This window comes from Bellilinea sp. (assembly GCF_034432615.1).
In the GTDB taxonomy this organism is placed as follows: domain Bacteria; phylum Chloroflexota; class Anaerolineae; order Anaerolineales; family Anaerolineaceae; genus Bellilinea.
On the sequence record NZ_DAOUBL010000336.1, the window covers coordinates 1 to 25119 of the forward strand.

Annotated in this window: 25 protein-coding genes; 11 read left to right on the forward strand and 14 right to left on the reverse strand. The window is 52.4% G+C overall.

The window, feature by feature from the left end; translation table 11 throughout:
* From VAE48_RS15110 to VAE48_RS15120, 3 genes are all read right to left on the reverse strand, one after another.
* On the reverse strand, positions 1-877 hold an 877-nt coding region (locus tag VAE48_RS15110; protein WP_322794164.1), incomplete at its 3' end, for an ABC transporter ATP-binding protein.
* A gap of 151 nt (positions 878-1028) precedes the next feature.
* Complete coding sequence (locus tag VAE48_RS15115; protein ID WP_322794165.1) at positions 1029-1838, reverse strand: Fpg/Nei family DNA glycosylase; 810 nt, start codon at positions 1836-1838, stop codon at positions 1029-1031.
* Positions 1839-1990: 152 nt separating this feature from the next.
* The gene (locus VAE48_RS15120) at positions 1991-2575 is read right to left on the reverse strand and encodes a hypothetical protein (protein WP_322794166.1); all 585 of its coding nucleotides are present in this window, start codon (positions 2573-2575) and stop codon (positions 1991-1993) included.
* Positions 2576-2727: 152 nt separating this feature from the next.
* Here VAE48_RS15120 and VAE48_RS15125 point away from each other — a divergent pair, with 152 nt between their 5' ends.
* From VAE48_RS15125 to VAE48_RS15145, 5 genes are all read left to right on the forward strand, one after another.
* The gene (locus tag VAE48_RS15125) at positions 2728-3840 is read left to right on the forward strand and encodes a sn-glycerol-3-phosphate ABC transporter ATP-binding protein UgpC (protein WP_322794167.1); all 1113 of its coding nucleotides are present in this window, start codon (positions 2728-2730) and stop codon (positions 3838-3840) included.
* A 188-nt stretch (positions 3841-4028) separates the two neighbouring features.
* Complete coding sequence (locus tag VAE48_RS15130; protein WP_322794168.1) at positions 4029-5153, forward strand: ABC transporter substrate-binding protein; 1125 nt, start codon at positions 4029-4031, stop codon at positions 5151-5153.
* Positions 5143-6051: an ABC transporter permease subunit gene (locus VAE48_RS15135; protein ID WP_322794169.1), complete on the forward strand. Its 909-nt coding sequence runs from the start codon at positions 5143-5145 to the stop codon at positions 6049-6051. The genes VAE48_RS15130 and VAE48_RS15135 overlap by 11 nt, the downstream gene beginning before the upstream one ends.
* Entirely contained in the window at positions 6048-6845 is a 798-nt protein-coding gene (locus tag VAE48_RS15140; protein ID WP_322794170.1) for an ABC transporter permease, read from the forward strand. Before VAE48_RS15135 ends, VAE48_RS15140 begins: the two co-directional genes overlap by 4 nt.
* Before the next feature lie 14 nt (positions 6846-6859).
* A complete protein-coding gene (locus tag VAE48_RS15145; protein WP_322794171.1) occupies positions 6860-7909 on the forward strand; it encodes an ABC transporter ATP-binding protein in 1050 nt (349 codons plus the stop codon).
* 4 nt (positions 7910-7913) lie between these two features.
* Here the strand turns inward: VAE48_RS15145 and VAE48_RS15150 are convergent, their stop codons facing one another.
* The gene (locus VAE48_RS15150) at positions 7914-8600 is read right to left on the reverse strand and encodes a TIGR01906 family membrane protein (RefSeq protein ID WP_322794172.1); all 687 of its coding nucleotides are present in this window, start codon (positions 8598-8600) and stop codon (positions 7914-7916) included.
* Positions 8597-10150, reverse strand: a complete 1554-nt coding sequence (locus VAE48_RS15155; RefSeq protein ID WP_322794173.1) for a fused MFS/spermidine synthase — start codon at positions 10148-10150, stop codon at positions 8597-8599. Before VAE48_RS15155 ends, VAE48_RS15150 begins: the two co-directional genes overlap by 4 nt.
* An 86-nt stretch (positions 10151-10236) precedes the next feature.
* Between VAE48_RS15155 and VAE48_RS15160 the strand changes: the two genes are divergently transcribed.
* Positions 10237-11835 carry an NAD(P)H-hydrate dehydratase gene (locus tag VAE48_RS15160; protein WP_322794174.1) on the forward strand — a complete coding sequence of 533 codons (1599 nt, stop codon included), beginning with the start codon at positions 10237-10239 and terminating at the stop codon, positions 11833-11835.
* 51 nt (positions 11836-11886) lie between these two features.
* Here VAE48_RS15160 and VAE48_RS15165 read toward each other — a convergent pair whose 3' ends face one another.
* Both VAE48_RS15165 and VAE48_RS15170 read right to left on the reverse strand, forming a co-directional pair.
* Positions 11887-12252, reverse strand: a complete 366-nt coding sequence (locus VAE48_RS15165) for a YtxH domain-containing protein (RefSeq protein ID WP_322794175.1) — start codon at positions 12250-12252, stop codon at positions 11887-11889.
* 58 nt (positions 12253-12310) lie between these two features.
* Positions 12311-12781: a hypothetical protein gene (locus VAE48_RS15170; protein WP_322794176.1), complete on the reverse strand. Its 471-nt coding sequence runs from the start codon at positions 12779-12781 to the stop codon at positions 12311-12313.
* 168 nt (positions 12782-12949) lie between these two features.
* Here VAE48_RS15170 and VAE48_RS15175 point away from each other — a divergent pair, with 168 nt between their 5' ends.
* Entirely contained in the window at positions 12950-13882 is a 933-nt protein-coding gene (locus VAE48_RS15175; RefSeq protein ID WP_322794177.1) for a radical SAM protein, read from the forward strand.
* A gap of 35 nt (positions 13883-13917) precedes the next feature.
* On the opposite strand, the gene rsmI is transcribed toward VAE48_RS15175, so the two are convergent.
* Positions 13918-14667: a 16S rRNA (cytidine(1402)-2'-O)-methyltransferase gene (gene rsmI, locus VAE48_RS15180; protein ID WP_322794178.1), complete on the reverse strand. Its 750-nt coding sequence runs from the start codon at positions 14665-14667 to the stop codon at positions 13918-13920.
* On the opposite strand from rsmI, the gene VAE48_RS15185 reads away from it, so the two are divergent.
* Genes VAE48_RS15185 through VAE48_RS15200 form a run of 4 tightly spaced genes read left to right on the forward strand, consistent with a single transcriptional unit; the run spans position 14666 to position 18660 of the window.
* Complete coding sequence (locus VAE48_RS15185; RefSeq protein ID WP_322794179.1) at positions 14666-15478, forward strand: ZIP family metal transporter; 813 nt, start codon at positions 14666-14668, stop codon at positions 15476-15478. The genes rsmI and VAE48_RS15185 overlap by 2 nt on opposite strands.
* Positions 15471-17018, forward strand: a complete 1548-nt coding sequence (gene murJ / locus VAE48_RS15190; protein WP_322794180.1) for a murein biosynthesis integral membrane protein MurJ — start codon at positions 15471-15473, stop codon at positions 17016-17018. The genes VAE48_RS15185 and murJ overlap by 8 nt, the downstream gene beginning before the upstream one ends.
* Positions 17019-17044: 26 nt before the next feature.
* Positions 17045-18139, forward strand: a complete 1095-nt coding sequence (locus VAE48_RS15195; RefSeq protein ID WP_322794181.1) for a hypothetical protein — start codon at positions 17045-17047, stop codon at positions 18137-18139.
* Positions 18140-18144: 5 nt separating this feature from the next.
* Positions 18145-18660 (forward strand): CopD family protein, encoded by a 516-nt coding sequence (locus VAE48_RS15200; RefSeq protein ID WP_322794182.1) that lies wholly within the window; start codon positions 18145-18147, stop codon positions 18658-18660.
* 8 nt (positions 18661-18668) lie between these two features.
* On the opposite strand, the gene VAE48_RS15205 is transcribed toward VAE48_RS15200, so the two are convergent.
* The 6 genes from VAE48_RS15205 to VAE48_RS15230 all read right to left on the reverse strand — a co-directional run.
* Entirely contained in the window at positions 18669-20183 is a 1515-nt protein-coding gene (locus VAE48_RS15205) for an STT3 domain-containing protein (protein WP_322794183.1), read from the reverse strand.
* Between the two features lie 15 nt (positions 20184-20198).
* Positions 20199-21527 carry a 30S ribosomal protein S12 methylthiotransferase RimO gene (gene rimO / locus VAE48_RS15210; RefSeq protein ID WP_322794184.1) on the reverse strand — a complete coding sequence of 443 codons (1329 nt, stop codon included), beginning with the start codon at positions 21525-21527 and terminating at the stop codon, positions 20199-20201.
* Positions 21528-21534: 7 nt separating this feature from the next.
* Entirely contained in the window at positions 21535-22968 is a 1434-nt protein-coding gene (locus VAE48_RS15215) for a helix-turn-helix domain-containing protein (protein ID WP_322794185.1), read from the reverse strand.
* 90 nt (positions 22969-23058) lie between these two features.
* Positions 23059-23583: a 50S ribosomal protein L9 gene (rplI, locus tag VAE48_RS15220; protein ID WP_322794186.1), complete on the reverse strand. Its 525-nt coding sequence runs from the start codon at positions 23581-23583 to the stop codon at positions 23059-23061.
* Between the two features lie 114 nt (positions 23584-23697).
* Positions 23698-24066, reverse strand: coding sequence for a hypothetical protein (locus tag VAE48_RS15225; RefSeq protein ID WP_322794187.1), 369 nt, complete (start codon positions 24064-24066; stop codon positions 23698-23700).
* Positions 24067-24095: 29 nt separating this feature from the next.
* On the reverse strand, positions 24096-25119 hold a 1024-nt coding region (locus tag VAE48_RS15230; protein WP_322794188.1), incomplete at its 5' end, for a cation:proton antiporter.

A 25119-nucleotide genomic window follows, 5' to 3' on the forward strand; every position in this document is an offset into this window, starting at 1 on the left:
GGCCATCAACGGCGAAATCACCGTTGATGGCCATTGATGCCCCAACCAGATAACCGACCAGAATCTGGATGTTGCAAATCGTGTCCGAGATCGGCCAAAAGAGGGAATGCATTTTAAGCAGTTTCTTGCCGCGCAGGAATTTCTCCCAGTTATCCCGTTCGAATTTACCGATCTCGTATTCCTGACGGGCAAAGGCTTTGACCACCCGAATACCGGTCAGGTTTTCCTGCAGGGTGGTTGAAAGGACAGCATCCTGGGTCTGGTAGTCCTCATAGGCCTTTGAGATTTTTCGGAAGAAAAACAGGGAAATTCCCACAATCACCGGCACGACCACCACCGAAATCAAAGCCAGTTTGACGTTAAGTTGAAGCAGTGCGATGAAGTTAATCACAAACAGCAAGATAATCCGCCCGATGCCAATAGCCTGATCCGCAAAGAAGCGACGCAGGGCATCCACATCCGAAGTGGAGCGTTGAATCAGCTCGCCGGTTTCCATACGGGAGTGATAGGTAAACGTCAGGCGCTGAATGTGGTCAAAAAGGTAATTGCGCAGGCGGCGGGTAATGCCCTCGGCGGTTTGGGCTGCCAGTTTACCGCTCAGGAATGAAAAACCGCCCTCTACCCCTGCCAGTAAAATGAATCCAATGGCAATTGCCGGAAGGGTAAACGCAGCGCTTCCGGCTACCAGATAGTCATCCACGAAATATCGCAGCAACAGGTAGGTGAGCGTCTTTGCAACCGCCGAAATACCCAAACTTAATGTAGCAGCGATATATAATTTGCGGAAGCCGCGCATCAACCGCCATAATCCCTTAAGACGATTCGGGTGAACAGCGCGCTTCAAGTCATAATTCAAAACAGCATCTGAAACTGCCAATTTAACTTGCCTCCTGTGAGGTTAACGAAAAACAATCACAAAAAAAATGTGAGTTGGTTCAGTATAACGCAAGCCGGTGGATTTGCAATCCTTCCACTGACCATTGAAGCCTGACCAGATGGGTGGGAATTGTAAAATAATCCAGTAAAGATCAAAGGAGTGGCTGACAAACCGGGCAGATAAAACTGCTGGTGCTGCCGGTCTTGATTTTCTGGATTGTGGTCCGGCAGACGGGGCAGGGTTGGCCTTCTTTGTACCCGATCAAAATATCTTCCATGGTGAAAGAGCCGCTCCAACCGTGCAAATCCACCTCATAAAATGCGCCGTTTTTTTCAAGGCTGGCGCGCAAGCAGGTTTGAATGGCATTGGACAGTCTTTCGATTTCTGAATCGGTAAGCGATTTAATGGAACGTAGTGGGTGCAATTGAGCGAGAAACAGAATGTCATGGATGTAGGCGTTACCGATTCCGGCGATCCGGCTTTGATCCAGCAGAAAGGACTTCAAATGTCCTGTCCTCTCCTGGAATAATCTCTTCAGGTCGTTGGTATTCAGATCGAGGGCATTCGGCCCCAGTTTACGGGTCATCTTATGATGTTCCAAATTGTTTTCAGCCACAAAATGGGCGAAACCAAACCACCAGAAATTAATGGCGAGGCAGCTACCATCCGTAAAATCCAGAATAAGGCGGTATTTTTCAGGGAGAGAGGAGCGGGTGACCAGCAGAATTTCGCCGCCCATCCCCAGATTCAAGAGCAGCCAGCCCTGATTGAGGTGCACAAACAACCACTTGCCATGATAGGTGACTTCCTGAATGGAGGAACCGCATAAAGCCGATTGAAACTCCTCCACAGATAGATTCAGGCATTTCGGTTGAACAACTTCAACACCGCTGATCAATTTTCCGCGAAGCTCTGTGTTCATTTGTCGGGCGCGCGAGGCAACTTCCGGTAACTCAGGCATGGGTGGATACTCCGGGCAGGGGATAAAGATGCTACCATTATAGCACTTAAGTTCTATGTTTTTGGATGGATTGATCACAATCTTGAAAATAACTTCATTAATCACCCTTCATGGTTAACCAGCCATGCAAAGTAGCCCGGTAGAGCGCGCGCTCAAAGTAAGAGCCTTTCATAGCGGATGGCGGCCGGCATGACGTGCATGCCAACCGCACCGCTTCCTAACAGTGTGACGTGAATTGGCGGCCGGTGCGGGCTTTCGAAGCCGGGGGCGGGGTAAATTTCTCGCAGAACGCGAAAAGCAACTTCCACACCATTCCAGGCGACCAGCCGCAGGTTTTCCACCAACCGGCGGCCGGTATCATCTTTAATGGAATCCAGAGAAATTGCTTCAATTTGCAGCGACTTGAGAAATTCGATGCGCTGAGGGCGGGTTGGAAAGTGAATCATGGACATCAGACAAGCGCCTTTGCGCATCATTTTCAAGAGATTTTCTTCCGGGTAGCGCAGTACCAGCACAATATCCTGCTGATAAACTTCCTCTTGCGAGGCAAATCGCACCGATGGACACGCGTTCCGATATTCCTGTTCACTCAAACCCATGCCGGAACCATAACCGAGTTCCAGTACCACCTCGCCTCCCCAGTTGGAGATGTGAGTCATCAGCGAGGGTAAAAAGTCCCGCACTTCACCCGCCTCCACGTGCATTCGGGCGAGCCCAATCCGAAGATGATCGTTCATGGATTTTCCTTTTCTGAGGATAACTCTCTAATTAGTTTACCAGAAAACCGATTCCGAAAAAAACGGGGAAAATCCTGCTGAATGTCAATTGTATTTTTGGGTGGCACGGGCTATAATCAAATCACGATATTCTTTAAGGAGGTTGGTTTTTCATGGCTAGTGTAACGTACGATCATGTTTGGAAAAAGTTTGGTGATTTTGTCGCGCTCAATGATCTCAACATCCACATCGAAGACAAAGAGTTCTTGGTGCTGGTTGGGCCTTCAGGGTGTGGCAAAACTACCGCGTTGCGCTGTCTGGCGGGTCTGGAAGAGGTTACCGACGGACAGGTCAAAATTGGCGATCGGGTGGTGAACGATGTACCGCCCAAAGATCGCGATATTGCCATGGTGTTTCAATCCTATGCGCTCTACCCTCACATGTCGGTGTTTGACAACATGGCGTTTGGTCTCAAACTCCGCAAAGTGCCCAAGCAGGAGATTCAAAGACGGGTCGAAGAAGCAGCGGCAATTTTAGGAATTGAGCACCTGCTCAAACGTAAACCGCGCGAACTGTCCGGCGGTCAACGCCAGCGTGTTGCCGTAGGGCGGGCCATTGTGCGTGAGCCCAAGGTATTTTTGTTCGATGAACCGCTTTCCAACCTGGATGCCAAGCTGCGCGTCCAGACGCGGGCTGAAATCAGCAAACTGCATCAACGGCTGCAGACCACTTTCATCTACGTGACTCACGATCAGGTCGAAGCCATGACCATGGCAACCCGTATTGCGGTGATGAACAAAGGCATTTTACAGCAGTTAGATACGCCGCAAAACCTGTATGACAAACCTGCCAACATGTTTGTTGCCGGCTTTATCGGATCACCATCCATGAATTTCTTCCCAGCCCACCTCCGGAAAGACGGAAACGATTTGTTTGTGGACACCGGTGACTTTGCGGTCAAGATCCCCGAAGATCAGGTCAAGACCTATGCCCCCTTCGCTGGTCGCGAGGTGATCTTTGGAATTCGTCCAGAGGACATCCACAATCCTCAATTTGCCCCGCCCGGCATTCACGCTGCGCCGGTGGAATGCAAAGTGGATGTTACCGAGTTAATGGGAAATGAAATTTTCCTTTACATGGTCAGCGGCAAGCACAATTTTGTTGCCCGGGTTGATCCGCGTACCCGCTTCCATATTGACGAAAGGGTACAGCTGGTCTTCAATATGGATAATTTCCACCTGTTCGACCCGGCTTCTGACCGTGAAAACCCGGTAGCGATTCGCTGAAAGGTTTTTCCAGCAAAGAGATGAGCACAAATCAGTTGCTCATCTCTTTTTTTATTTCTATAATTAAAAATATTTAAACAAAATTCTTTTCATCCTTTACCAATCATTAACATCACTTAATGGTGTAAAAATGGATACTTTTGGTAAGATAACAAAGGTTTCATATCCAATTTCTCAGGAGGAGAAAAATGTCTCATAAACTGTATCGTTTTAGAATGCTGGTCATTCTGGCTGTAGCATTAATGATGGTCGTTACCGCCTGTCAGCCGGCCGCGCCTGCTGCAAATCAGGGCGAAACTGACCCGCTGGTAAAAGCAGCCAAGGAAGAAGGGATGTTGACCGTCATTGCCTTGCCGCATGATTGGTGCAATTACGGCGAGGCGATTGAAACTTTCAAGGCTAAATACGGCTTGCAGGTCAATGAGCTGAACCCGGATGCCGGCTCGGCGGATGAGATTGAGGCCATCAAAGCCAATAAGGACAACAAAGGCCCTCAAGCGCCGGATGTGATTGATGTGGGTTTTGGGTACGGCCCGCAGCTGGTTGAAGAAAAACTGGTTATGCCGTACAAAGTTTCCACATGGGATACCATTCCCGACGAGGTTAAACACCCGGATGGCTACTGGTACGGTGATTATTACGGCGTGCTGGCCTTTGAAGTGAATAAGGATGTTGTTCAGAATGTGCCGCAGGATTGGGCAGACTTGCTGAAACCTGAATACAAGGGACAGGTTGCGCTGGCGGGTGACCCGCGTGCTTCGGCTCAGGCACAGATGAGCATTATGGCCGCTGCGCTGGCAAACGGTGGTACGCTGGATGATGTTACTCCTGGTTTGGAATTCTTCAAAAAACTGAATGATGCCGGTAATTTCGTGCCGGTAATCGCCAAGCAGGCTACCATTGCCAAAGGCGAAACCCCGGTGGTAATGCGCTGGGACTACAACGCTCTGGCAGACAAGAACGCGCTGGCGGGTAATCCCGAAATCGCGGTGGTCATTCCGCAGAGTGGTGTGATTGCCGGTGTCTACCTGCAGGCAATTAGTGCCTACGCCCCTCACCCCAACGCAGCCAAGTTGTGGATGGAATTCCTCTACTCGGATGAGGGTCAATTAATCTGGCTTAAGGGCGGTTGCCATCCCATTCGGTATAACGATATGGTCAAGCGCAATGTGATTCCGCAGGAACTGAATGATGCCCTGCCGCCCGCTGAACTGTATGCCAAGGCGGTCTTCCCGACCGTTGAGCAAATCAACAATGCCAAACAACTGATTGCCGAAAAATGGATGCAGGTTGTTGGCGCGGATGTCAAATAGGTTAACACAAAATTCGTCCAATCAACGGGACGCGCGTCGCGCGCGTCCCGTTCCCTCATCCCTGTTGAACTGGCTGGGGGTATTACCCTTCTTTCTTTTTATTTTTCTGTTTGTGTTTTTACCGTCGTTTTCTCTGGTGAGCGGTAGTTTTCAGGATCGGCAGGGGAATTTTACCTTCCAAAATTATCTGGACCTTTTCAGTCCATCCATTCTCAGCGCCTACTGGGTGACCATTCGCATCAGTCTGGCATCTGCAGTCGGCGGGGGGATATTGGGCTTCTTTATGGCGTATGCGGTTACGTTGGGCGGTTTGCCCAAAGGACTGCGCAATGCCTTATTGACTTTTTCAGGAGTGGCTTCAAATTTTGCCGGTGTTCCCCTGGCGTTTGCCTTTATCGCAACACTTGGACGTACCGGTATGGTTACCGTTCTGTTAAAAATGGCGGGCTTTGATTTGTACGACCGCGGTTTCAGCCTGTACAGTTTTTGGGGGCTGACCCTCACCTACCTGTATTTTCAATTTCCGTTGATGATTTTGATCATCACCCCTGCTTTGGATGGTTTGAAGCGGGAATGGCGGGAAGCTGCTGAAAATTTGGGAGCTTCCTCATGGACTTACTGGCGGCGAGTTGCGCTGCCGGTTTTGACCCCCTCAATCCTGGGTGCCATGATTCTGCTTTTTGGCAATGCCTTTGGTGCATATGCCACTGCCCTTTCTCTGACTGGCGGGTTTATCAACTTGATTACGATTCTGATTGGGTCACAAATTAAGGGGGATGTGTTGCAAAATACGGGTTTGGGTTATGCGCTGGCAATTGGCATGGTGATTGTCATGGCAGGAGCGATTACCATCTATTATTTCCTGCGCCGGCGCAGTGAGAGGTGGTTGAGAGTATGAGCAAACGCAATGTATTGTGGTCATGGTTTTGGATGTTTTTGGGAGGTTTGTATTTTTTCCTGCCACTTTTGGCAACCTTCGAGTTTTCCCTGAAAGCCAGAAAGGGAGTATATAGTTTCCTTGCCTATGAGCGTGTTTTTGCTGACCCGCTTTTTCTCAGGACTTTTATTTTTTCGCTGGAAATGGCGGTGTTCACGGCACTGGCCGGAATTTTGCTCATTTTCCCCACCGTTTACTGGATCCGCCTGAAACTGCCGCAATTAAGAGGATTGATTGAGTTTGTGAGTATGCTGCCGTTTGTCGTGCCGGCGATTGTGCTGGTTTTCGGCTTGATTCGCGTGTTTAGTGGTGCGCCATTTTTTCTTACGAACACCTTTACCGGTACAAATGTGCTGCTGGTGGCAGCTTATGTGGTTTTGACGATGCCTTATTTATATCGTTCAATTGATACCGGCTTGCAAGCCATAGATGTCCGCACGCTGACCGAAGCGGCGCAAAGCCTGGGAGCAGGCTGGGGCACTATTTTATTCCGGGTCATTCTTCCCAACGTGCGCGTTTCAATTTTGAGCGGTTCATTTCTGGCAGTGGCGACTGTGATGGGAGAATTTACCATTGCCAGTTTTCTGGTTGGGATTCGCGCGTTTGGTCCGTACATGTCGCTGGTTGGGCAGAACAAGACTTATGAATCCTCCTCCCTGGCAATCATCAGCTTTGCCCTGACCTGGGCATTCATAGGACTGATTCAATTATTGAATCGCGGAAGAGTTCAAACCCAAATTGCAGGAGCTCACTGAGGTTGACAATCACAATGACCTATCTTCTGCTTTCTAATCTCTCCAAATACTACGGTAATACCCTTGCAGTAGAGAATTTCAACCTTGAGGTTGAGCGCGGTGAGTTTGTTTCCTTTCTCGGTCCCAGTGGATGTGGGAAGACGACCACCCTACGGATGGTAGCGGGTTTTGAGGTGCCGGATCAGGGCAAAATCCTCCTGGAAGGCGAAGACATCACCCTGTTACCGCCCAATCAACGCATGGTAGGGATGGTCTTTCAATCCTACGCCTTATTCCCCAATATGAGTGTGGCCGATAATGTGGCCTTTGGATTATCGGTGCGTAAAATGCCCGCCGATCAGATTCGCCAGCGGGTTTCGGAGATTTTGAAAATCGTTCAACTGGAGGAATTGCAAAAACGCTACCCTTACCAACTCTCCGGAGGGCAGCAGCAACGGGTGGCACTGGCGCGTGCTCTGGCAATCCGTCCACGGGTGCTGCTATTGGATGAACCACTTTCGGCGCTGGACGCAAAGATTCGGGTTGAGCTGAGGGCTGAAATCCGCCGTATTCAACAGGAATTGAAAATTACCACAATTTACGTCACTCACGATCAGGAAGAGGCGCTGTCGCTTTCGGATCGAATTGTGGTGATGAACAAAGGCAGAATTGAACAAATCGGTACACCTTTTGAGATTTACAATTACCCGCAAACCGAGTTTGTGGCTTCTTTCATCGGCCAGCTGAACCTGATTCCGGTGCAGGTGGTTGATCGTGAGCGGGGGGCATACCGGATTGGTGAACAGACTATTCAAATTGAGCACAGCCAGCGCATCCCCCTCAGCGATCAGCCCAAACTGGCCATCCGTCCTGAGGAAGTCAAATTGGGCAAAGTGGATGGCTGGAATCAATTGACCGCGCAGGTGCGGCAAATTTCCTTTTTGGGCGCTATCGTCCGTATCTGGTTAGAACTGGAAGGAGTACCACTCTTGTTGGACGTGTTCAATGAGCGCAAACTGGAATTGCCCAAAGTCAATGAAAAGGTGACGATAAGTTTTCCATACCACGCCTGTTGGGTCTTGTGAGGCGCTAATTGCTGGTTTGGGTTGTGATGGTTTTTTGGAACAATCGTTTGCCAAGTAAAATCAAAGCAATTCCGCCGCCAGCGGAGAGAATGCCCATCAGTGTAAAGGCGTCCTGCCAGAAACGCAGCGGAAACAGGCGAATGAGGGTGTCTGAATAGTAGAAAAGCCAGGTGTCTCCCTCGAAGAAGATCAGGTGAAAGCCGGTAAAAAGCGAAGAAAAACCGATCATCACCCCAGCCAGAATCAGGCCGATGACGATCAGGATTGCCCAGCCGGCGCGCGAGAGGGTCAGCCAGTATTCCCCCAGCCACCTGCCACGCCATGCCCACACGCCGGTCAGGAAAATGAAGATGCCCAGAATGCCCCATGCGCGAATCATCTGCTGAACCAGAATCTTGACATCCAGCATGTGACGTAACTCGCGTTCATTGAAAACCTGAGAGCCATTTTCAAACCTCAAATCCCCCAGAAAAGAAATATCTGCATCGTTGAGCAGGTATTTCAAGGAGAGGTTTGCCCAATGAAGGCGGTCATCCTTTGTAAAGCCAAACGCATCCGGCGGAAAACCGGGCATGTTGTATTCAATTGTAAGGAAAAGCGGGTTCATCAAAAGCCGGATGGAGGTCATCATTACAAATAAAACCACAGCGGGGAGCAGAATATAGAGGACAAGAGAGCGAAAGGTTTTCATTGCAAGGTCTCCACTTCTCCGGAAAACAGAAAATCCAAAATCATCTCATTGGTAATCCACTCAATGGGTGATCGGTCATCGGTGAAAACCACACCCGGCGGTGGGGCGGGTTGCAGGTTCTGGATGCAAACCGCCATGGCTTGTAGCAGGAGAAAGGGGGTATCGGGGGATTCACTCAACTGCTGAAAATTAGCCGTGAGATTTTCCACCCGGGTTGGCTGCACCGTCGCAAACAAGATGGAATTGAACGAATCGGGCAGGTCCATAATATGCACACTGGGAAATACCTGTGCAATGGTTGTGTAAAGGGTGTTAATCAGGCGGCGGTCAGTGGGGCTGCGCCCAACGTTGATCACCATCACACCATCCTCCGTCAGGCGGTCTCTGACCAGTTGAAAGAACTCCAGGGTAGTCATGTGCCATGGGATGTAGGGCGGCCGGTAAGCATCCACGCTGATGATTTGATATTTCTGGTTCGAACGAGCCAGCCCCCATCGCCCATCCTGAACGATGACATTCAAGTAGGGCAGGTTCATCCCAAAATACTGACGGCCAACCTCTACGATTTCAGGGTCAATTTCAATGCCGTCAAGGGTCAGGTTGGGAAAAACCAACCCGGCCTGTCGGGCGGTTGTGCCGGCTGCCAGTCCGACAATCGCCATGCTCCGGATGCTGCTGCGCTCTACCGGCGCGGGGTTGAAAAAAGGGGCAACCAGCACCTGTTCCCAAGGACCATTGTAAAAATAATTGCTGGGGTGATAAACCGAATGCACTCCCTGCCCATCGTTGAGACGCAGGTAACGGGTTTCGCCGAATTGCAACACCTGGATATAGTTATAGGCCGAATCGGTTTCAAAAATCAGCCCAGGGTTGGCTTTATCTGTCCCGCGCGTGCCAAAAATTGCCAGCAAAAGTAAAACGCCCGGCATCCAGGCGTAATACAACGTTCGACGCCAGCTGCAGGTTACTCCCAATCCCAGCAGAGAAATCAATAAAAGAAACGCGGAAATGGTCAGAAAGGTACGGTAAGTACCTACCAGAGGGATGAGGATCAGCACCGGCAGGAATGTGCCAAGAAATGAACCCAGTGTGGAAATGGCGTAAATGCGGCCGGCGATACTTCCGGCAGTACGCGAATCCCGCAGCGCCAGCCGGATGGCAAATGGTGAGGCGGTGCCCAGCAGGGTAATCGGGATGATGAATAGAATCATCACCACACTAAACGAGCCAAATAAAACTCCTAAATCGAGGTTATCAAAGGCATTCGCCGCCAGCCGCAGAATGGGACGCGAAGCCAGGGGGATTAAGCCGATTGAAAAGGCTGCCCAGATTAAAATTTGAAAGAAAGTCGAGTAATGAGGAGACCGATCTGCCCAGCGCCCGCCAATGAAATAACCGGCGGTCAGATAAATCAGAATCAAACCGATGATGCTTGCCCAGGTCAGATTGCTGGTGCCAAAATAATTACCCAGCAAGCGCGAGGCGGACATTTCGGCTGCCAGGGTGGTCATGCCGGAAACAAACACAGCCAGATAAAGCCATTTTCGCATGAGGTAGATTATACCTTGAGGCTGCTGAACTCTCGCTCATTTTCTCACATCGAACTTGGCTATAATTGATTTTGCAGGAGGTTGTGATGATGAGGCCTATTCCATTGGTTAATGTTGATCAAATGCGGGCGATTGAACGGGAGGGCGATGCCCGCGGGGTTTCTTACGCTGAAATGATGGAACGAGCTGGACGCGGTGTAGCCAACGCGGTTTTAACTTCCCCCGCGATTTCACAGGCAAAATCGGTTGTGGGACTGATCGGTTCCGGCAATAACGGCGGAGATGGGCTGGTTGCCCTGGAACATCTGGCGAAGGCTGGATGGAAGGGGCGGGCTTATCTGGTGCGCCCGCGACCTGAGGGGGATGTTCATTTGCAGCGGGTCAGAAACGCCGGTGTTGAAGTGTATGAGGCCAAGAGGGATGCGGATTTCAAAGTGCTGGATGAGTGGCTTTCTGAAAGTGATGTTTTGCTGGACGCTGTGCTGGGCACCGGTATTCAACTGCCCCTCAAACCAGAGGTGGAGCGTGTTTTAGGGCATGTGCGAAAATTTACCCCGTTGCCGTTTGTCGTGGCGGTGGATTGTCCCTCCGGCGTTGATTGTGACAACGGACAGGCTTCCCCGGCAACCATCCCGGCGCAGTTAACGGTTTGCATGGATGCTGTCAAAATCGGGTTATTGCGTTTTCCGGCGGCTGAATTGACCGGTCAACTGGGGGTTGTGCCGTTGGGGTTACCGGCAGATTTGACCGCCTTACAACAGATTAGCGATTTTGTGGCTTGCGCAGCGGAGGTGCGTTCGTGGCTGCCAGAAAGACCTGCCAGTGCTCACAAAGGCACTTTTGGAACCGTATTGGGGGTTGCCGGTTGTGAGGATTATATTGGGGCAGCGGGACTGGCAGCCGAAGCGGCCTATCGCAGCGGGGCTGGGCTGGTGCGCATGGCGGTTATTCCGGCGGTACGCAGTGCACTGGCCGGTCGCTTAAGCGAGGTCACCTGGCTGACCCTGCCGGAAAGGGATGGCGGTATTGCGGAAGCGGCTGCCCAAAGCGTTCTTGATCATCTGGAACGAGCGACAGCCTTACTGGTTGGACCAGGCCTTGGCACTGCCCCCGCCACTGCCGGGTTCGTTCAGCGCCTGTTCAGCCAAAGGCTGCCCTTACCGCCGTTGGTGCTGGATGCGGATGGACTGAGGTTGACGGCAACGATTGAAAATTGGTACGAAAAATTGCCCTCGCCGTCGGTTTTAACCCCCCATCCGGGTGAGATGAGTGGGCTTACCGGTCTTTCCACAGCACAAATTCAGGCCGATCGCTCCGCCACAGCCCGCCGGTTTGCCCGGCAATGGGGGCATGTGGTGGTGTTGAAAGGGGCTTTTACGGTAGTAGCCGCGCCGGATGGAAAGGTTCATCATATTCCGGTGGCCTCTGCTGCGCTGGCGCGGGCAGGGAGTGGGGATGTGCTGGCGGGATTGATCGCCGGATTGCTGGCGCAAGGGGTTGCGCCGTACCCGGCTGCTGTGGCAGCGGCCTGGATACACGCTCACGCCGGTCTGATTGCTCAAACGCGTATGGGGCAGTCGGCTTCGGTTTTGGCGGGAGATATTCTCCATGCTGTACCCGACGCCCTGACGCGCCTCTACAACCGCGAAGAAACACAAGACGCGGTGAGGGTGATTCCGGTTTGAATTAAAAGCAGCCGGTCAGGTTCAGCCGGCTGCTTCAGCAAGTCAGATCAATTAGGAGAGGGTCTCGCTAATCTCTTCAGCTGCATCACCGGCCTTGGAGGCGGCCTTGCTCAATTTGGATTTTTGTTCTTCCAGCAGGGTTGAGCCTTTTTGCTGGAGTTCCTCGGCAGATTTCTTGGCTTTTTCCAGCAACTCCTCGGCACGGCGCAGGGCTTCGTTGGCTGCTTTTTCGGCTTCTGCGTAGGTGGTGCTGACTGTGTCAGAGGCTTTGTCACGCAATTCGATGGCGCGTTCTTTGATCACTTCGCGGGTTTCCTCCCCGGATTGCGGGGCAAGCAATAAAGCTGTAATTGCGCCGGTCAAGCCTCCAATCACAAAACCGATCAGGAAAGCTCCAAAATCATCTCGTTCAGACATCTCATTCTCCTTTCTTTGGCATGTTAATGAATGTGTTGGGTTTTAGAATCAACCCGGTTCACCGCCGGTCCGGGCGGATGAAGTCAAATAATTTGCGCAGGCCTGCCAGATATTCGTTCAGTTTCATGACGGGTTCAACCAAATTGTTGCTGAGAAATTGGGTTGTGCCGCGCAGGTGGTTGACCGTTTCGTTGGTCGAATCCAGAATTGGTTTAATTTCATTTTGCAGCAGATTGATCAGGGTGGCAACCTGAATGATCAACACGATGACAGCAACCCCCAGTACCAGCGATTCCAGTGCCATCACGATGATGAAAATATCCCGCACCTTGGCGGTGGTACTTTCGGGCGCCAGTGCCAGTAAAACGATGCCGCCAATGATCAACAGCATAACCACAACCACTCCCACGATGATGCCGGTAGCCCGCCGATTGTCTGCAGACCGTTCTTCTGAGGAGCTCGGTTGTGGCTGGGTGTTGGAAGGCTTGCCGGCTGATTCAACGGGTGTGAGTTGAGGTTCTACAGTCATATGATCATTATAACATACCTGAACTACAAGCAAATGCAGCGGTTAATCAAATCATAACATTTCAAAATTTTACAGGTCGGCGAATCAAATCAAAAGAAGTGTTTTTTTCAAGGATTCCCGAAATTTTTCCTGAGCCGGGGTTGTTTATAATTAATGTTGAGGGATGGTATGACGCCTTTTGAACCGGCTTACCTGCATCTATTGGAAAGCGGCAAGGCTCAACAACGCATTGATGAGGCTTATGCTCATCTGCAAGCCTGCGATGTTTGCCCTTTAAGATGTGGTGTCAACCGGTTGGAAGGTGAATTGGGCGTGTGTAAAACCGGGGTAAAGGCTCAGGTGAGCAGTTTCGGGGCGCATTTAGGCGAAGAAGAACCCCTGCGGGGTTGGGCCGGCTCCGGGACGATATTCTTCACCCGCTGTAATTTGCGCTGCGTTTTTTGCCAGAACTTTGAGATCAGTCAGGTGGGGAGGGGCCGGGAAGTTGAACCCGAAGTACTGGCGGAAATCATGCTCAGGCTGCAGGAAGCCGGCTGCCACAACATCAATCTGGTATCCCCAACGCATGTTGTACCGCAAATCATTGCCGCAGTTCTGATTGCGGTGCAGGCCGGTTTGCGCCTGCCGTTGGTTTACAACAGTGGGGGTTATGATTCACTGGAAATGCTGGCATTACTGGATGGAATTGTGGATATTTACATGCCAGATATGAAGTATGGAGATGATGATACTGCCCGCCGCTATTCCAAAGTACCCCGCTATGTTGAAGTTAATCAGGCAGCCGTCCGTGAGATGCAGCGGCAGGTGGGAGACTTGCAGCTGGACGAACAGGGAATTGCGCGGCGCGGGCTGCTGGTACGCCACCTGGTGCTGCCAAACCAGCTGGCTGGTACTGAAAAAGTGCTGCAATTTTTAGCGGAAGAAATTTCCAAAAGTGTCTATCTCAACCTGATGGATCAATACCATCCTGCTTATCAGGCCGGTAATTATGAAGAGTTGAACCGCCCGATTACAACGCAGGAATATCAACAAGCCCTGGCAGCTGCGCGCAGATGGGGGCTGATGCGGCTGGATCAACGCCGCCGGTGGGCCTGGAGATAAACAACACGAGAAGGAAAACTTTTGTGAGTCTGGCTTCAATGTAAAAGCAGGATAAACTCGGCCTTGCGACCCTGCACCATGCGGCGGATTTCGGCCACAGTGCCGCGCACAACTTGTTCACCCGGCTGAGTCAGATTCAAACCCAGCGTCAGACGCCGATTTTTACCGGCGGTTTTCTCAATATCCTCCAACAGGCTGGAAAGGCGGTAGGGGGTATCCATAATGACGAGCGGTAAATTCAGGCGAAGAAAGCGCTGCAGCTCCTGCCGTCGTTCCTGAGGAGAACGGGACAAGAAGCCGACATAGACAAAACGCTCCAGCTTCGTATCCAGCAGGCTGAGCAGCGCCATGAGGGACGATGCCCCCGGCACAGTTGTGACCGTGATGCCCATCTCAACCGCCTGCCGGATGAGTTCAGCACCCGGATCAGCAAATACCGGCGTGCCGGCATCGCTGATCAGCGCCATGCTTTCCCCCAGCAACATGCGCTGCACCAATGTAGCGGCCTGTTCGGTTTCATTATGTTCGTTGAGGGAAATGAGTTGCCGGGGTGTGATTCCCAACTTTTTAAGCAGGGTGCTGCCCTGGCGGCGTTCTTCGCAAATGACAACATCAGCTTCTCCCAAAATCCGGATTGCCCGGAGGGTGATATCCTCAGGGTTTCCGATAGGGGTTGCAACAATGTATAATTGACCCATCTTCATGGTGACGATTATAAAGCATTCCCGATAAAGAATGATTCGAAAGCGAGTCTTGATAGAAAAACATCTTATGAGGTGAAACATGATTGCAGCATTGGAGAATTTCAATCCAGTTGTTCAAGCCTTATTTGCGACTTTATTCACGTGGGGAGTCACGGCTCTCGGTGCAGCCGGCGTTTTTCTAACCCGCGAAGTCAATCGAAGATTGTTGGATACCCTGCTGGGGTTTGCCAGCGGGGTGATGATTGCAGCCAGTTTCTGGTCGCTGCTGGCACCGGCAATTGAGATGTCTTCAGGCATGGGCATACCGGGCTGGATACCGGCCGTAGTTGGTTTTCTGATGGGCGGGGCGTTTCTCTATCTGATTGACCGGCTGCTGCCCCATCTGCATTTCAGAGAACCGCTCAGCGCGGCAGAGGGCATCAAAACTTCCTGGCAGCGCAGTGTGCTGCTGGTACTGGCAATTACCCTGCACAACTTTCCGGAAGGACTGGCTGTGGGCGTCGCTTTTGGGGCGGCTGCCAGCGGTATCCCGGAGGCTTCCATTGCCGGGGCAGTGGCGCTGGCAATTGGAATTGGTTTGCAGAACTTCCCTGAAGGACTGGCAGTTTCTGCACCACTCAGGCGTGAAGGCATCTCCCGTTGGAAAAGTTTTTTGATGGGTCAGGCCTCCGGTATTGTGGAGCCGATTGCAGGTGTGCTGGGGGCAGCGGCAGTGTACTTCATTCAGCCGATTTTGCCCTACGCGCTGGCTTTTGCCGCTGGTGCCATGATTTACGTGTGTGTGGAAGAGTTAATTCCCGAAGCGCAGCGCGGTGAACATTCGGACATGGCCACCATTGGACTGATGCTCGGCTTTGCAGTCATGATGGCGCTGGATGTAGCCCTTGGATAAACCCTCAAAATTCTCGCGGGTTAGCCGCATCACCTTACTGTTGGTGGTGTTTTTTGCGCTGGATAAAGTGGTAGCCTTTATCCGCCAGGTGATCATTGCACGGCAGTTTGGCCTCTCTGCGGAGCTGGATTCGTTTAATGTTGCCAACAATCTGCCGGACTTGCTGTTTGCGCTCATCTCCGGGGGTGCGCTGGCAATGGCTTTCATCCCGGTACTGGCGGAAGAAATTACCAAAGGTGGAAGGCAGGCAGCCTGGAATTTGTTTTCCAAAATCGCCAACCTGGCTTTTCTGGTCACAGCCGGATTAGCCATGATAATTGCTCTGTTTGCGGATCCAATGGTGCGATGGGAGCTGGGCATTGCGCCGGGGTTTGAAACCGCTCAGCAGGATCTGGTCGTCAACCTGATGCGCTTGAACCTGATTGCAACGCTGATTTTTTCTATCAGCGGTCTGGTGATGGCCGGCTTACAGGCCAATCAGCACTTTTTGTTACCGGCGATGGCCCCCTTGTTGTATAACTTTGGGCAAATTTTTGGCGCATTGATCCTTTCTCCTCAGGAGGGTTACCGTCTTGGGGGGCTGATTCTGCCTTCGTTTGGACTGGGGGTGCATGGGTTGGTGTATGGCGTCATTATTGGGGCATTTCTGCATTTGGGCATTCAGCTGCCGGGCTTGATTCGCTATCAGTTTCGCTGGAACAGCGGACTGGGGTTGAACACCGAACCAGTTCGCAAGGTGCTGCGCCTGATGGGGCCGCGCCTGTTAACGATGATGTTCATTCAATTAATTTTCATTGTGCGCGATAATCTGGCATCACGGCTGGAAGAGGGGGCGGTGACTGCGCTGACCTATGGCTGGATGATTTTTCAGGTGCCGGAAACCCTAATTGGCACGACGATTGGAACCGCTTTACTGCCAACCCTTTCAGAGCAATTTGCGCGGCAGGATCGAGAGGAATTCTTTGCCAGCATCCAGCGGGCGGTCAGGGTTTTGATTGCGATTACCCTACCGGTGGCAGTAATCCTGTCCTTCGGTTTGCGGCCGTTGCTGATGCTGGCTTTCGATTTTGACCCGGCCGGCACCGATTTGCTGACCTGGGTCACGCGGGCTTATCTGGCGGGTCTTTTGGGACAAAGTCTGGTAGAAGTGGCAGTCCGTTCCTTTTATGCCCGTCAGAATGCTTTGATTCCGCTGCTTGGGGCAGGTTTTACCTTTGTTGTATATGTGCTGGTCAGCAGCCAGTTGTACCGAGTGTTCGGAGCTGCCGGCATCAGCCTGACCGACTCGATTGCCTTCACTGCCGAGGCGGTCTTGCTGCTGTTGATTCTCAACCGCCGCCTGGTGCGTTCGCTACAATGGGGGGGCAGCCTGCTGCGCGGTCTGATGGCAGCCGCTGCCGGCGGAGCAATGGTCTGGCTGGGAATGACTCTCATGGCCGACTGGAATCCGTTGCTTCAAAGTCTGCTCTCGCTGGCAGGCGGCGGGCTGGCAGCAATACCAATCCTGATGCCTGAACTGCGCCTGTTGCTTAAATTATGAGGGAGAGGTAGGGTATAATTGCCCTCATGACGGAAAAGGCAACCATCAACCACGAACCCGTGTTACCGGCTGAAGGTAAAGCAGAGTTGCAAGAACAGGCCGAAACCAAAACCCATAAAAGAATTCCCTTCTGGGTGTTTTTAATGGGTGTTGTGTTTTTGCTGGCAGGTGCAGCCATTGGCGTGTTTCTGGGATACCGTGCCGGTATTGAACTGCGAAAACAGGCGCAGCAAAATCAGGTGATTATGGAGGCTACCTACCAGTACCAGTTGGGGCTGGTAGATCTGGAGGCCGGGCGTTACGAAACTGCCCGTAAACGTTTTGAGTATGTCATTTCACTTCAACCGGATTTTCCGGGCGCGGCAGAAAAATACGTTGAAGCCAATATGCTCTATTCTTTGGCTTTGACCCCAACCCCGGCACCCACCCCCACGCTGGAACCTACTCCCGACCTGCGCGGTGAGGAAGAAATTTTCAATCAAATTTCCCAGCATTTGGTGAACAAAGAGTGGGGACAGGCCGTTGAGGCCATTCAACGGCTGCGGGATAAGAATGTGAACTACCGTTCGGTGGATGTGGATGGTATGTATTACATTGCCCTGCGGTTTTTAGGCATTGAAAATGTGAGCCGCGGGGAACTGGAAGTGGGCATTTATAACCTGACCCTGGCCGAACGTTTTGCTCCGCTGGATGTTGAAGCCCAAAATTACCGCAATTGGGCGCGCATGTACCTTTCGGCGGCCAGTTTTTGGGGGGCAGACTGGGCGCGGGTGGTGCGTTATTTTGCCGATATTTATCCCTCCCTGCCGAATTTGCGCGATGCTTCGGGCATGACCGCGGTTGAACGCTATCGGGTGGCTTCAATCCGCTATGGGGATCAATTAATGACCCAGGGTTTGTATTGTGATGCCGAAATTCAGTATCGCAATGCACTGACGATCCGACCGGATGCGGTGGCGGAAAACGCGGCGGCACAGGCAGCCCAATACTGCGCGAATCCGCCCAACCAGGAAGAAGCGCCGGAAGAGATACCCCCCCTTCCTGAAAACACCCCCACTCCCGCTGAGGGTGGAGATACCCCCGGCGAAACTCCAAGCCCTACCCCAGAATCGGGTGGATAAACGACATGCAAGACTTGCCGAATTGGGGACTGGCGCTGGCTTACTGGCTTCACATGCTGGCTACGGTAACGTGGCTGGGTGGACTGGCAACCCTGGCGCTGCTGGTCATTCCAAACGCCAGAAGGATGCTCAACGCTGATGCTTATGCCCGCTTTCTGGAAAAAATGCAAAGCCGGCTTCAGCAAGTGGGCTGGTTCAGCCTGGCAGTCTTAATCGGCACTGGGATGTTTCAGATGAGCGCGCACCCTGCCTATGAAGGCTTTTTGGCCATTGAAAACAGCTGGTCGGTTGCGATTCTTGCAAAGCATGGTATCGTGGCATTGATGATTGTGGTTAGTGCCTATAACACGTGGGGTTTGACCCCTGCTTTACGCCGGCTGGCGTTGATGCGTGCCGCCGGTAAGGAACTGCAACCGGATATCATCAAGCGGCTGCAAAAACAGGAAGACCGCCTGCTGGTGGTAAATGGGGTTTTATCAGTTCTGGTCTTGCTTTTGACTGCGGTAGCGCGTGCTTCCTGATAATCCGCTCACGGGCGCGGAGCGGTGTAAAAACGATATGGCTCGTCCGGATAATAATGCCAGACTTTGCGCCCCGGAAAAGCGCGCATGACCTGCTGGTTGTCTTCATCACTGCGGCTAAAAACGAACACAAATGGCGTGTCCAGATAAGGTGAACTGAGTTCCAGCAGGGTGGCATATTCCCGCCAGTTTTTCTGACGGTGAACGAAGACCAGCGCAGGGGTCAAATCAGCGGCGTTCTGACTCTGAAAGGGCAATAACTGCTGGCGGCTTGAACCGTACAGATGAACCATTCCCCCCAGCCGCGCCGGCAGGTAAAACCAGAGGTTACAGATTATCAAGAAAAAAACAATTCCGCAAGTCAACGCGAAGCGCAGGCGCGAAAGCCACCAGTCCCGGCTATACCGCCGCATCGCAGATAATCTTCCAGCCAGCCAGACAATTCCGGCAGATGTCAATAAGGTGGCGCTAATCAACCCTTCGAAATAGTAACGCGGTCCGTATAATTGGGCGCCGATCCAATAAAGCATGTAGAACAGCATCAAAGAGGGGGCAATGGCGAGCGCAGCCCCAACCGCTTTACGGCGGCGGAGGGCTATGAAACCGAACGGAAGGAACAGCCAGGAAATTCGTCCCCAGCCAAACAGGTCGCTTACACCGCTGTGCAGGCTGTGTTTCAGGTTCAGCCTTGCCCAGTACAGGTTGTGTCCACCTTCCTGTACGCCGATGCCGGGCCCAAAACCGATTTTGTCGTATTCCCACCACAGGGTATATGGGTTGAGCAAAAAATTGCCGGTAACGGCATATTGCCAGACGAAAAGTAAACTTGCCAGCCCACCTGCCAGTAAGCCGGTCATCAGCAAAGACGAACGCACTGCTGAAGGGGATCGAAACAGGTGGACGATTCCTTCAACGAAGAAAGGAAAAGCAACCGCAACGGCGGTGAGCGGGCGGGTGAGCGCCAGCAGTCCCAGAGAAAGACCGCCCAGCAGCACGCTTATCCAGCGGGGAATGGAAGTTTGCGGAGCGGTAATTTCCAGCCATGCCAGTAAAAAAGTAAGCGTGAGAAAGAATGACCAGATGTGTGAGAGCAACGTTCCCGCATTTAACAAAAAGAAGGGAGAAGTCAGGGTTAACAGGCCTGCCAGCAAACCGGTTAGCGGACGGGTCATACGGCTTACCAGGCGGTAAGTCATCCAGACACACAGGGCTGCCAGCAGTGGATTGACCCAGTCGCGTAAATTCAAGCGCACTCCCAACGAAAGGGCTGCTGCCCAACCGGGAGGGTATTTGGAAAAGCGTAAGCCGTTATAATCCACCACAAAGGGGGTCAGAAAGCAATGTGGACAGGGTGGCGATTCAATGGCAAGTTGATTGCGGCTGTACAGGGCAGCCTGCCATGAATAAGCCACTTCATCTTCGATGTGGGGCACCCCTTCGTAAATCCGGGTAGTAACCTGATAAACCGCCACAAGGGTGATGAGGGTTAAAAGCAAGGCGGTGAAGTCAGGCAGGCGTTTCATACACGATGGCTGAGATTATTCTCCAATAGGGACGGCGGTCAAATCGTGAGGTAATGCACCGCTGATCTGTACCGGCACAATACTGCCCAGTGGAGCCTGCCCTTCCACGAATACCAATCCGTCAATTTCAGGGGCATCACGATACGATCTGCCGATGGTCAGATTGCGGTCAAATCCCTCAACCAGTACCTCCATGCGTTTACCGATGAAAGTCTGGTTGCGCCGAAGGGAGATTTTTTCCTGTAATTTCATCAATCGTTCTAAACGTTCCTGTTTTACCTCAGCAGGGATGGGATCGCCCAGCGGTTCACTGGCCGTGCCGGTTTCAAAGGAGAAAGTGAAAGCGCCAACGCGGTCCAGTTGAACGGTTTGCAAAAAATCCAGCAGGGTTTGAAATTCCTCTTCCGTTTCGCCGGGGTAACCGACAATGAAAGTACTGCGGATGGCCAGATCCGGCATGGCGGAGCGCATTTTTTCGAGTGTGCGGTACACCCATTCCACATTGGCCGGGCGGCGCATCCGTTTGAGGGTGTCGGGATGAGCGTGCTGCAGGGGCATATCCAGATAATGCAAAACGCGCGGGTTGGATGCCATCATTTCGATCAACCGGTCGGTGACGTAGCCCGGAAAGGCGTACAGGATGCGAATCCAGGGAATCGAGGTGGCTTTCAAAAGGTCATCCAACAGAGCCGGCAATCCGTCTCGAATACCGAGATCGTGGCCGTAATCCGTGGTGTCCTGAGCGATCAGGATCAGTTCCTGGACGCCTTGCCGTTCAAGCTGTTTGGCTTCCTGAACAATGGTCTCCGCCGGGCGGCTGACCAGCGTCCCCTTGATCAGCGGGATGGCACAAAATGCACACGGACGGCGGCAGCCATCGGCAATTTTCAGGTATGCACTGCTGCCTTGAACGGCAGCGCGTAGAACCCCCTTTTCATCCCGCCCGATGATGCCGTCCTCAGGAATGTGATAAACCGGCTGGGGCGGCGATTGACGAACTTTTTCGATGACATCCAGAATATCCATCCAGCGGCGGGTGCCCATGATGCCATCAATACCGGGTACTTGCTGCAGTACCCACTCGCGGTAGCGCTGGGTTAAGCATCCCGCAGCGATCAGGATTTGTCCGTTGCGTTTACGGCGGGCTAACGCGCGCAGCTCGCGGATGGATTCATCGCGCGCCGGTTGAATGAAGCCACAGGTGTTCACAATCAAGACGGAAGCTTGCGCCGCTTTTTCAGTTGGCTGATATCCGGCGCGTTGGAGCAGCTCCGCCATGGAGGTCGAATCTACAGTATTCTTGGAGCAACCTAATGAAAGCAGGTAAAAGCTTTTGGATTTCATCCTACCTCTAAGGAACGAACGGTGTCACAGTGGGGGTGGGTAATAGCGGCGTAGGCTGGGGGGTGAAGGTGGGCGGCAGAGTGGGGGCGGGAGTGCTGGTAAACAACGGGGTTGGAACAACCGTGCCCTGCGCGGTAAAAATCAAACGAATCACATCACCTGCCCCGCCTAAATTGCCTAAATTATTCTGGTTATACACAATTTGAATTCCGGCTGCATTTCCGGCGGTTAATTCAATCGCATCTTTAGCGGTGAACGGATAAGCGCTGCCGGGAATGGTACGCCCTTCAAACGCGACGCGGGTATCTACCACAACCCGCATCCAGACGCGTTGATTGGCAATCACATACACCTGCACGGGGTCGCTGCTGGCAGGCGGCTGGCTGGGGGATTCTCCACTTTCCTCGGGGGAAGATGGTAAGGTGAAGGTGTTGTTTTGTGCGGCGGTCGGGGTGGGTGATTCAGCGAGGGCCGCGATGGTTGAGCCGCTCACATCAGCGGTATTCAACAGGATTTCGGAAATGGAGGGGGGTGTTACCTGTGTCTCCTGATCTTGCAAACCGGAAACGCGCGCCGTGCCCCAGATGACGAATACCAGGAGGATAAAAAACAACATGCTCCCCACCAGCAGGTCAGGTGTCATCCACCTCCGCAGGAAAAGAGAGAAACGATTGGGAAATCTCGTTTTTCCGGCGGGAGATGTTGTTGCGCGGGAAGGCGCTGTGGCGGCCAGGTGTTCCAGCCGACGGCGCTGCAATCCATCGGCGAATTGCAATAAGATGGCTTCGCTGTCAAGGTTGAGAAATTCAGCGTAATTGCGCAGCATTCCTCTTCCCTGAACAAGGGAAGGGAGCTGTTCCAGAAGCCCTTCCTCGATAGCCCGCAAATAACGGGCTTTCAGGCGGGTAAATCGTTCAGCATCTTCCAGAGAAATTCCCAACGCCTCGCGTTGAGCGCGGAATTGCTGGCCGATTTGGGAAAAGATGAAAGTAGAACTCCCCTCAACCGGAAGCGATGAAAGTTGGGTATCCTCCGATGAGATGGCTTCCCCTTGTGGGACGGTTTCGCTGTAGACTTCATCTGCCGCCTCTGTTTGCGGCGTGGTTTCGTTGACGGGAGGGGAAGTGGAAACGCTGGCCGGCTGGGTTCGTTCGGGTTGTGCTTCCTCCACGACTGGGTTTTCCTCCGTTGCTGGGGAGGATAACACCAGCTCCTTATCCGGAAAAGCAGCCAGGAGAGGTTGCGGGTTGATGTTGAATGTGCTGGCGATCAAGCGTAGATAGCCGCGCCCCTGAACCGCGGAGGGCAGCAGAGCTGGCTCATCGTTTTCCAGCGCACGCAGGTAGGTAGGGTTAATACGGGTTGCCCGAGCCAGTTGTTCGAGGCTGAATCCGCGCTCTTCGCGCAGTTGACGCAGGTACTGCCCAAGGGTGAGTTTCATTGCCGTATTATACCCTCAATCAAAGACCGGCCTGCCGCCGAATTACTGGCACTGGCCGGTCTTGATTGATTGAAAAATCGCGTTTTTATCTCAGGCTGCCGGTGTTTCTTCGGCAGGGGTTTCGGATTGAGGCTGGGGTTGGCTTTCCACAGCAGGAACCTGCACAACTTCCCCTTCACGGTGAACCACAATGTGGATTTCAGGAACAAGGTCAACCGTCAGGCGGACGTGGGCAACATGTTCGCCCAGATTGCGAATCGGCTCGCATTCGATTTGGTGACGGTCAACCTCAATACCCAGGTTTTGTTTGATTGCATCGGCAATCATTTGAGTGGTAATTGAACCGTAAAGTTTCCCGGTTTCACCGGCTTTGGAGGCGAAAGTGAAGTATTTGCCATATAATTTTTCGGCAACACTGCTCATTTCGCTGTTCAATTCCTGGCGGCGGGCAGCGGCTTTGGCACGGATTTGATCCACCTGTTTAAGCGTGCCGGGGGTGGCCAGAACTGCCAGTCCTTGCGGGATCAGATAGTTGCGGCCAAAGCCATCGGCAACTTTCTTCACATCACCAGCGCGTCCCAGTTTGTAAACGTCCTTAATCAGCAAAACTTTCATGATACAAGCCCTTTCATCCAACAAAAAATGAGAATTGGCTGAGAGCGAAGGGTACAACGCTCCAAGCCCGATGATTTTACCAGACCCTGCTTGTTCCGTCAAATCAAGGCGGCTCTACGATCCATTGACGTCTGGAATACGGTTTAAGCCGTAACTACGAACCACTGGCAAAACGGAGAGAATGCCAGTATTGGGCAGATTGAGGTCGCCGGTTACCTTTTGGGTGGCAGCCACCACTTTATCTACCATGGCATCATTTTCGACAATGGTGATCAGCGTGCGATTGAGATTTTGGAGGTGTTCCTGAAAATCTTCCAGACTGGGAAATAGCGGTAAGTCGTCCCGCCATGCACCTTTGGCGCGGATACGCGCCAAGCCTGTACTGGGAAAAATGGTTACTCCACCAACGCCGGCTTCTTCCCAGGCATTCAACACCTGTTCGAGAAGTTCTGGATTGTGTAAAACGAAGAAAATCATGTACATATTTTCCTCCCGTGAACCATCGGGAATCGTTATTCTTGAGCGGGGGCAGTTGAGTAGGCGGTGGCTGTTTTAAAGGACGCCCGCAGTAAGGGCGGGGTGAGCAGGGTGGTAATCAGCACCATGCCTACGATTGCTGAAAAGACAGTTTCATTGATGTATCCTTCTGCCAGACCGATACTGGCAACAATCAGGCCCACTTCTCCGCGGGAAATCATCCCAATGCCCAACTGCAGCGATTCAAGCCAGTTGAAACCACCCAGTTTTGCTCCCAAACCGCAGCCAATCACTTTACCCAGTATAGCAAATGTGCTGATTACAAGCATCAACCAGAGGGCATTCAGGTTAAGCGTATGGGTATCCACGCTTAATCCAATGTTGACGAAGAAAATGGGAACAAAAAAACTGTAAGCAAGTGAACGCAACCCGGGTTCGATCTGGTTTTTTTCCGGCGTGCGGGCGAACATCAAACCTGCCAGGAATGTGCCGGTGATGGCAGCCATACCGCCGATTAATTCGGCAGCCAGACCGTAAATCATCATGATGATCAAACTGAAAGTCAACATCCCCTGACTGACAGGCATGGCGCTGACGCGGCGGGAGAGTCTGGGTAAGACCCACAAGCCAAATGCAGCCGATAGGCTGAGAAACCCGATCATCTTTACAAAAACAATCAAAATGTCAAATGCACTGCCACCACCCGAAAGCGCAAGGAAGGTAGAAAGCAGAAGAATGACCAGAATATCATCGAACACGGCCGCACCCAGCAGACCCAGCCCGACCCGGCTGCGCAAAACCTTTAATTCCATCAGGGTTTGAGCGGAAATACTGACGCTGGTAGCTCCCAGGGTCAGTCCGATAAAGGCAGCGTTGGGGAAGGAGTAACCGAACAGTCGCCCGGCAAGCAGCCCCAATCCCACCGGCGTGAGGACGCCCAGAATCCCGCTGAAAGCCGCCACGCGGGTGTTGCGGGTCAATTCCGAAAAATGAAGTTCCAAACCCGCCAGAAACATCAACACCAGAACGCCGATCTCGCCAAATTCGGCCACCACCTCG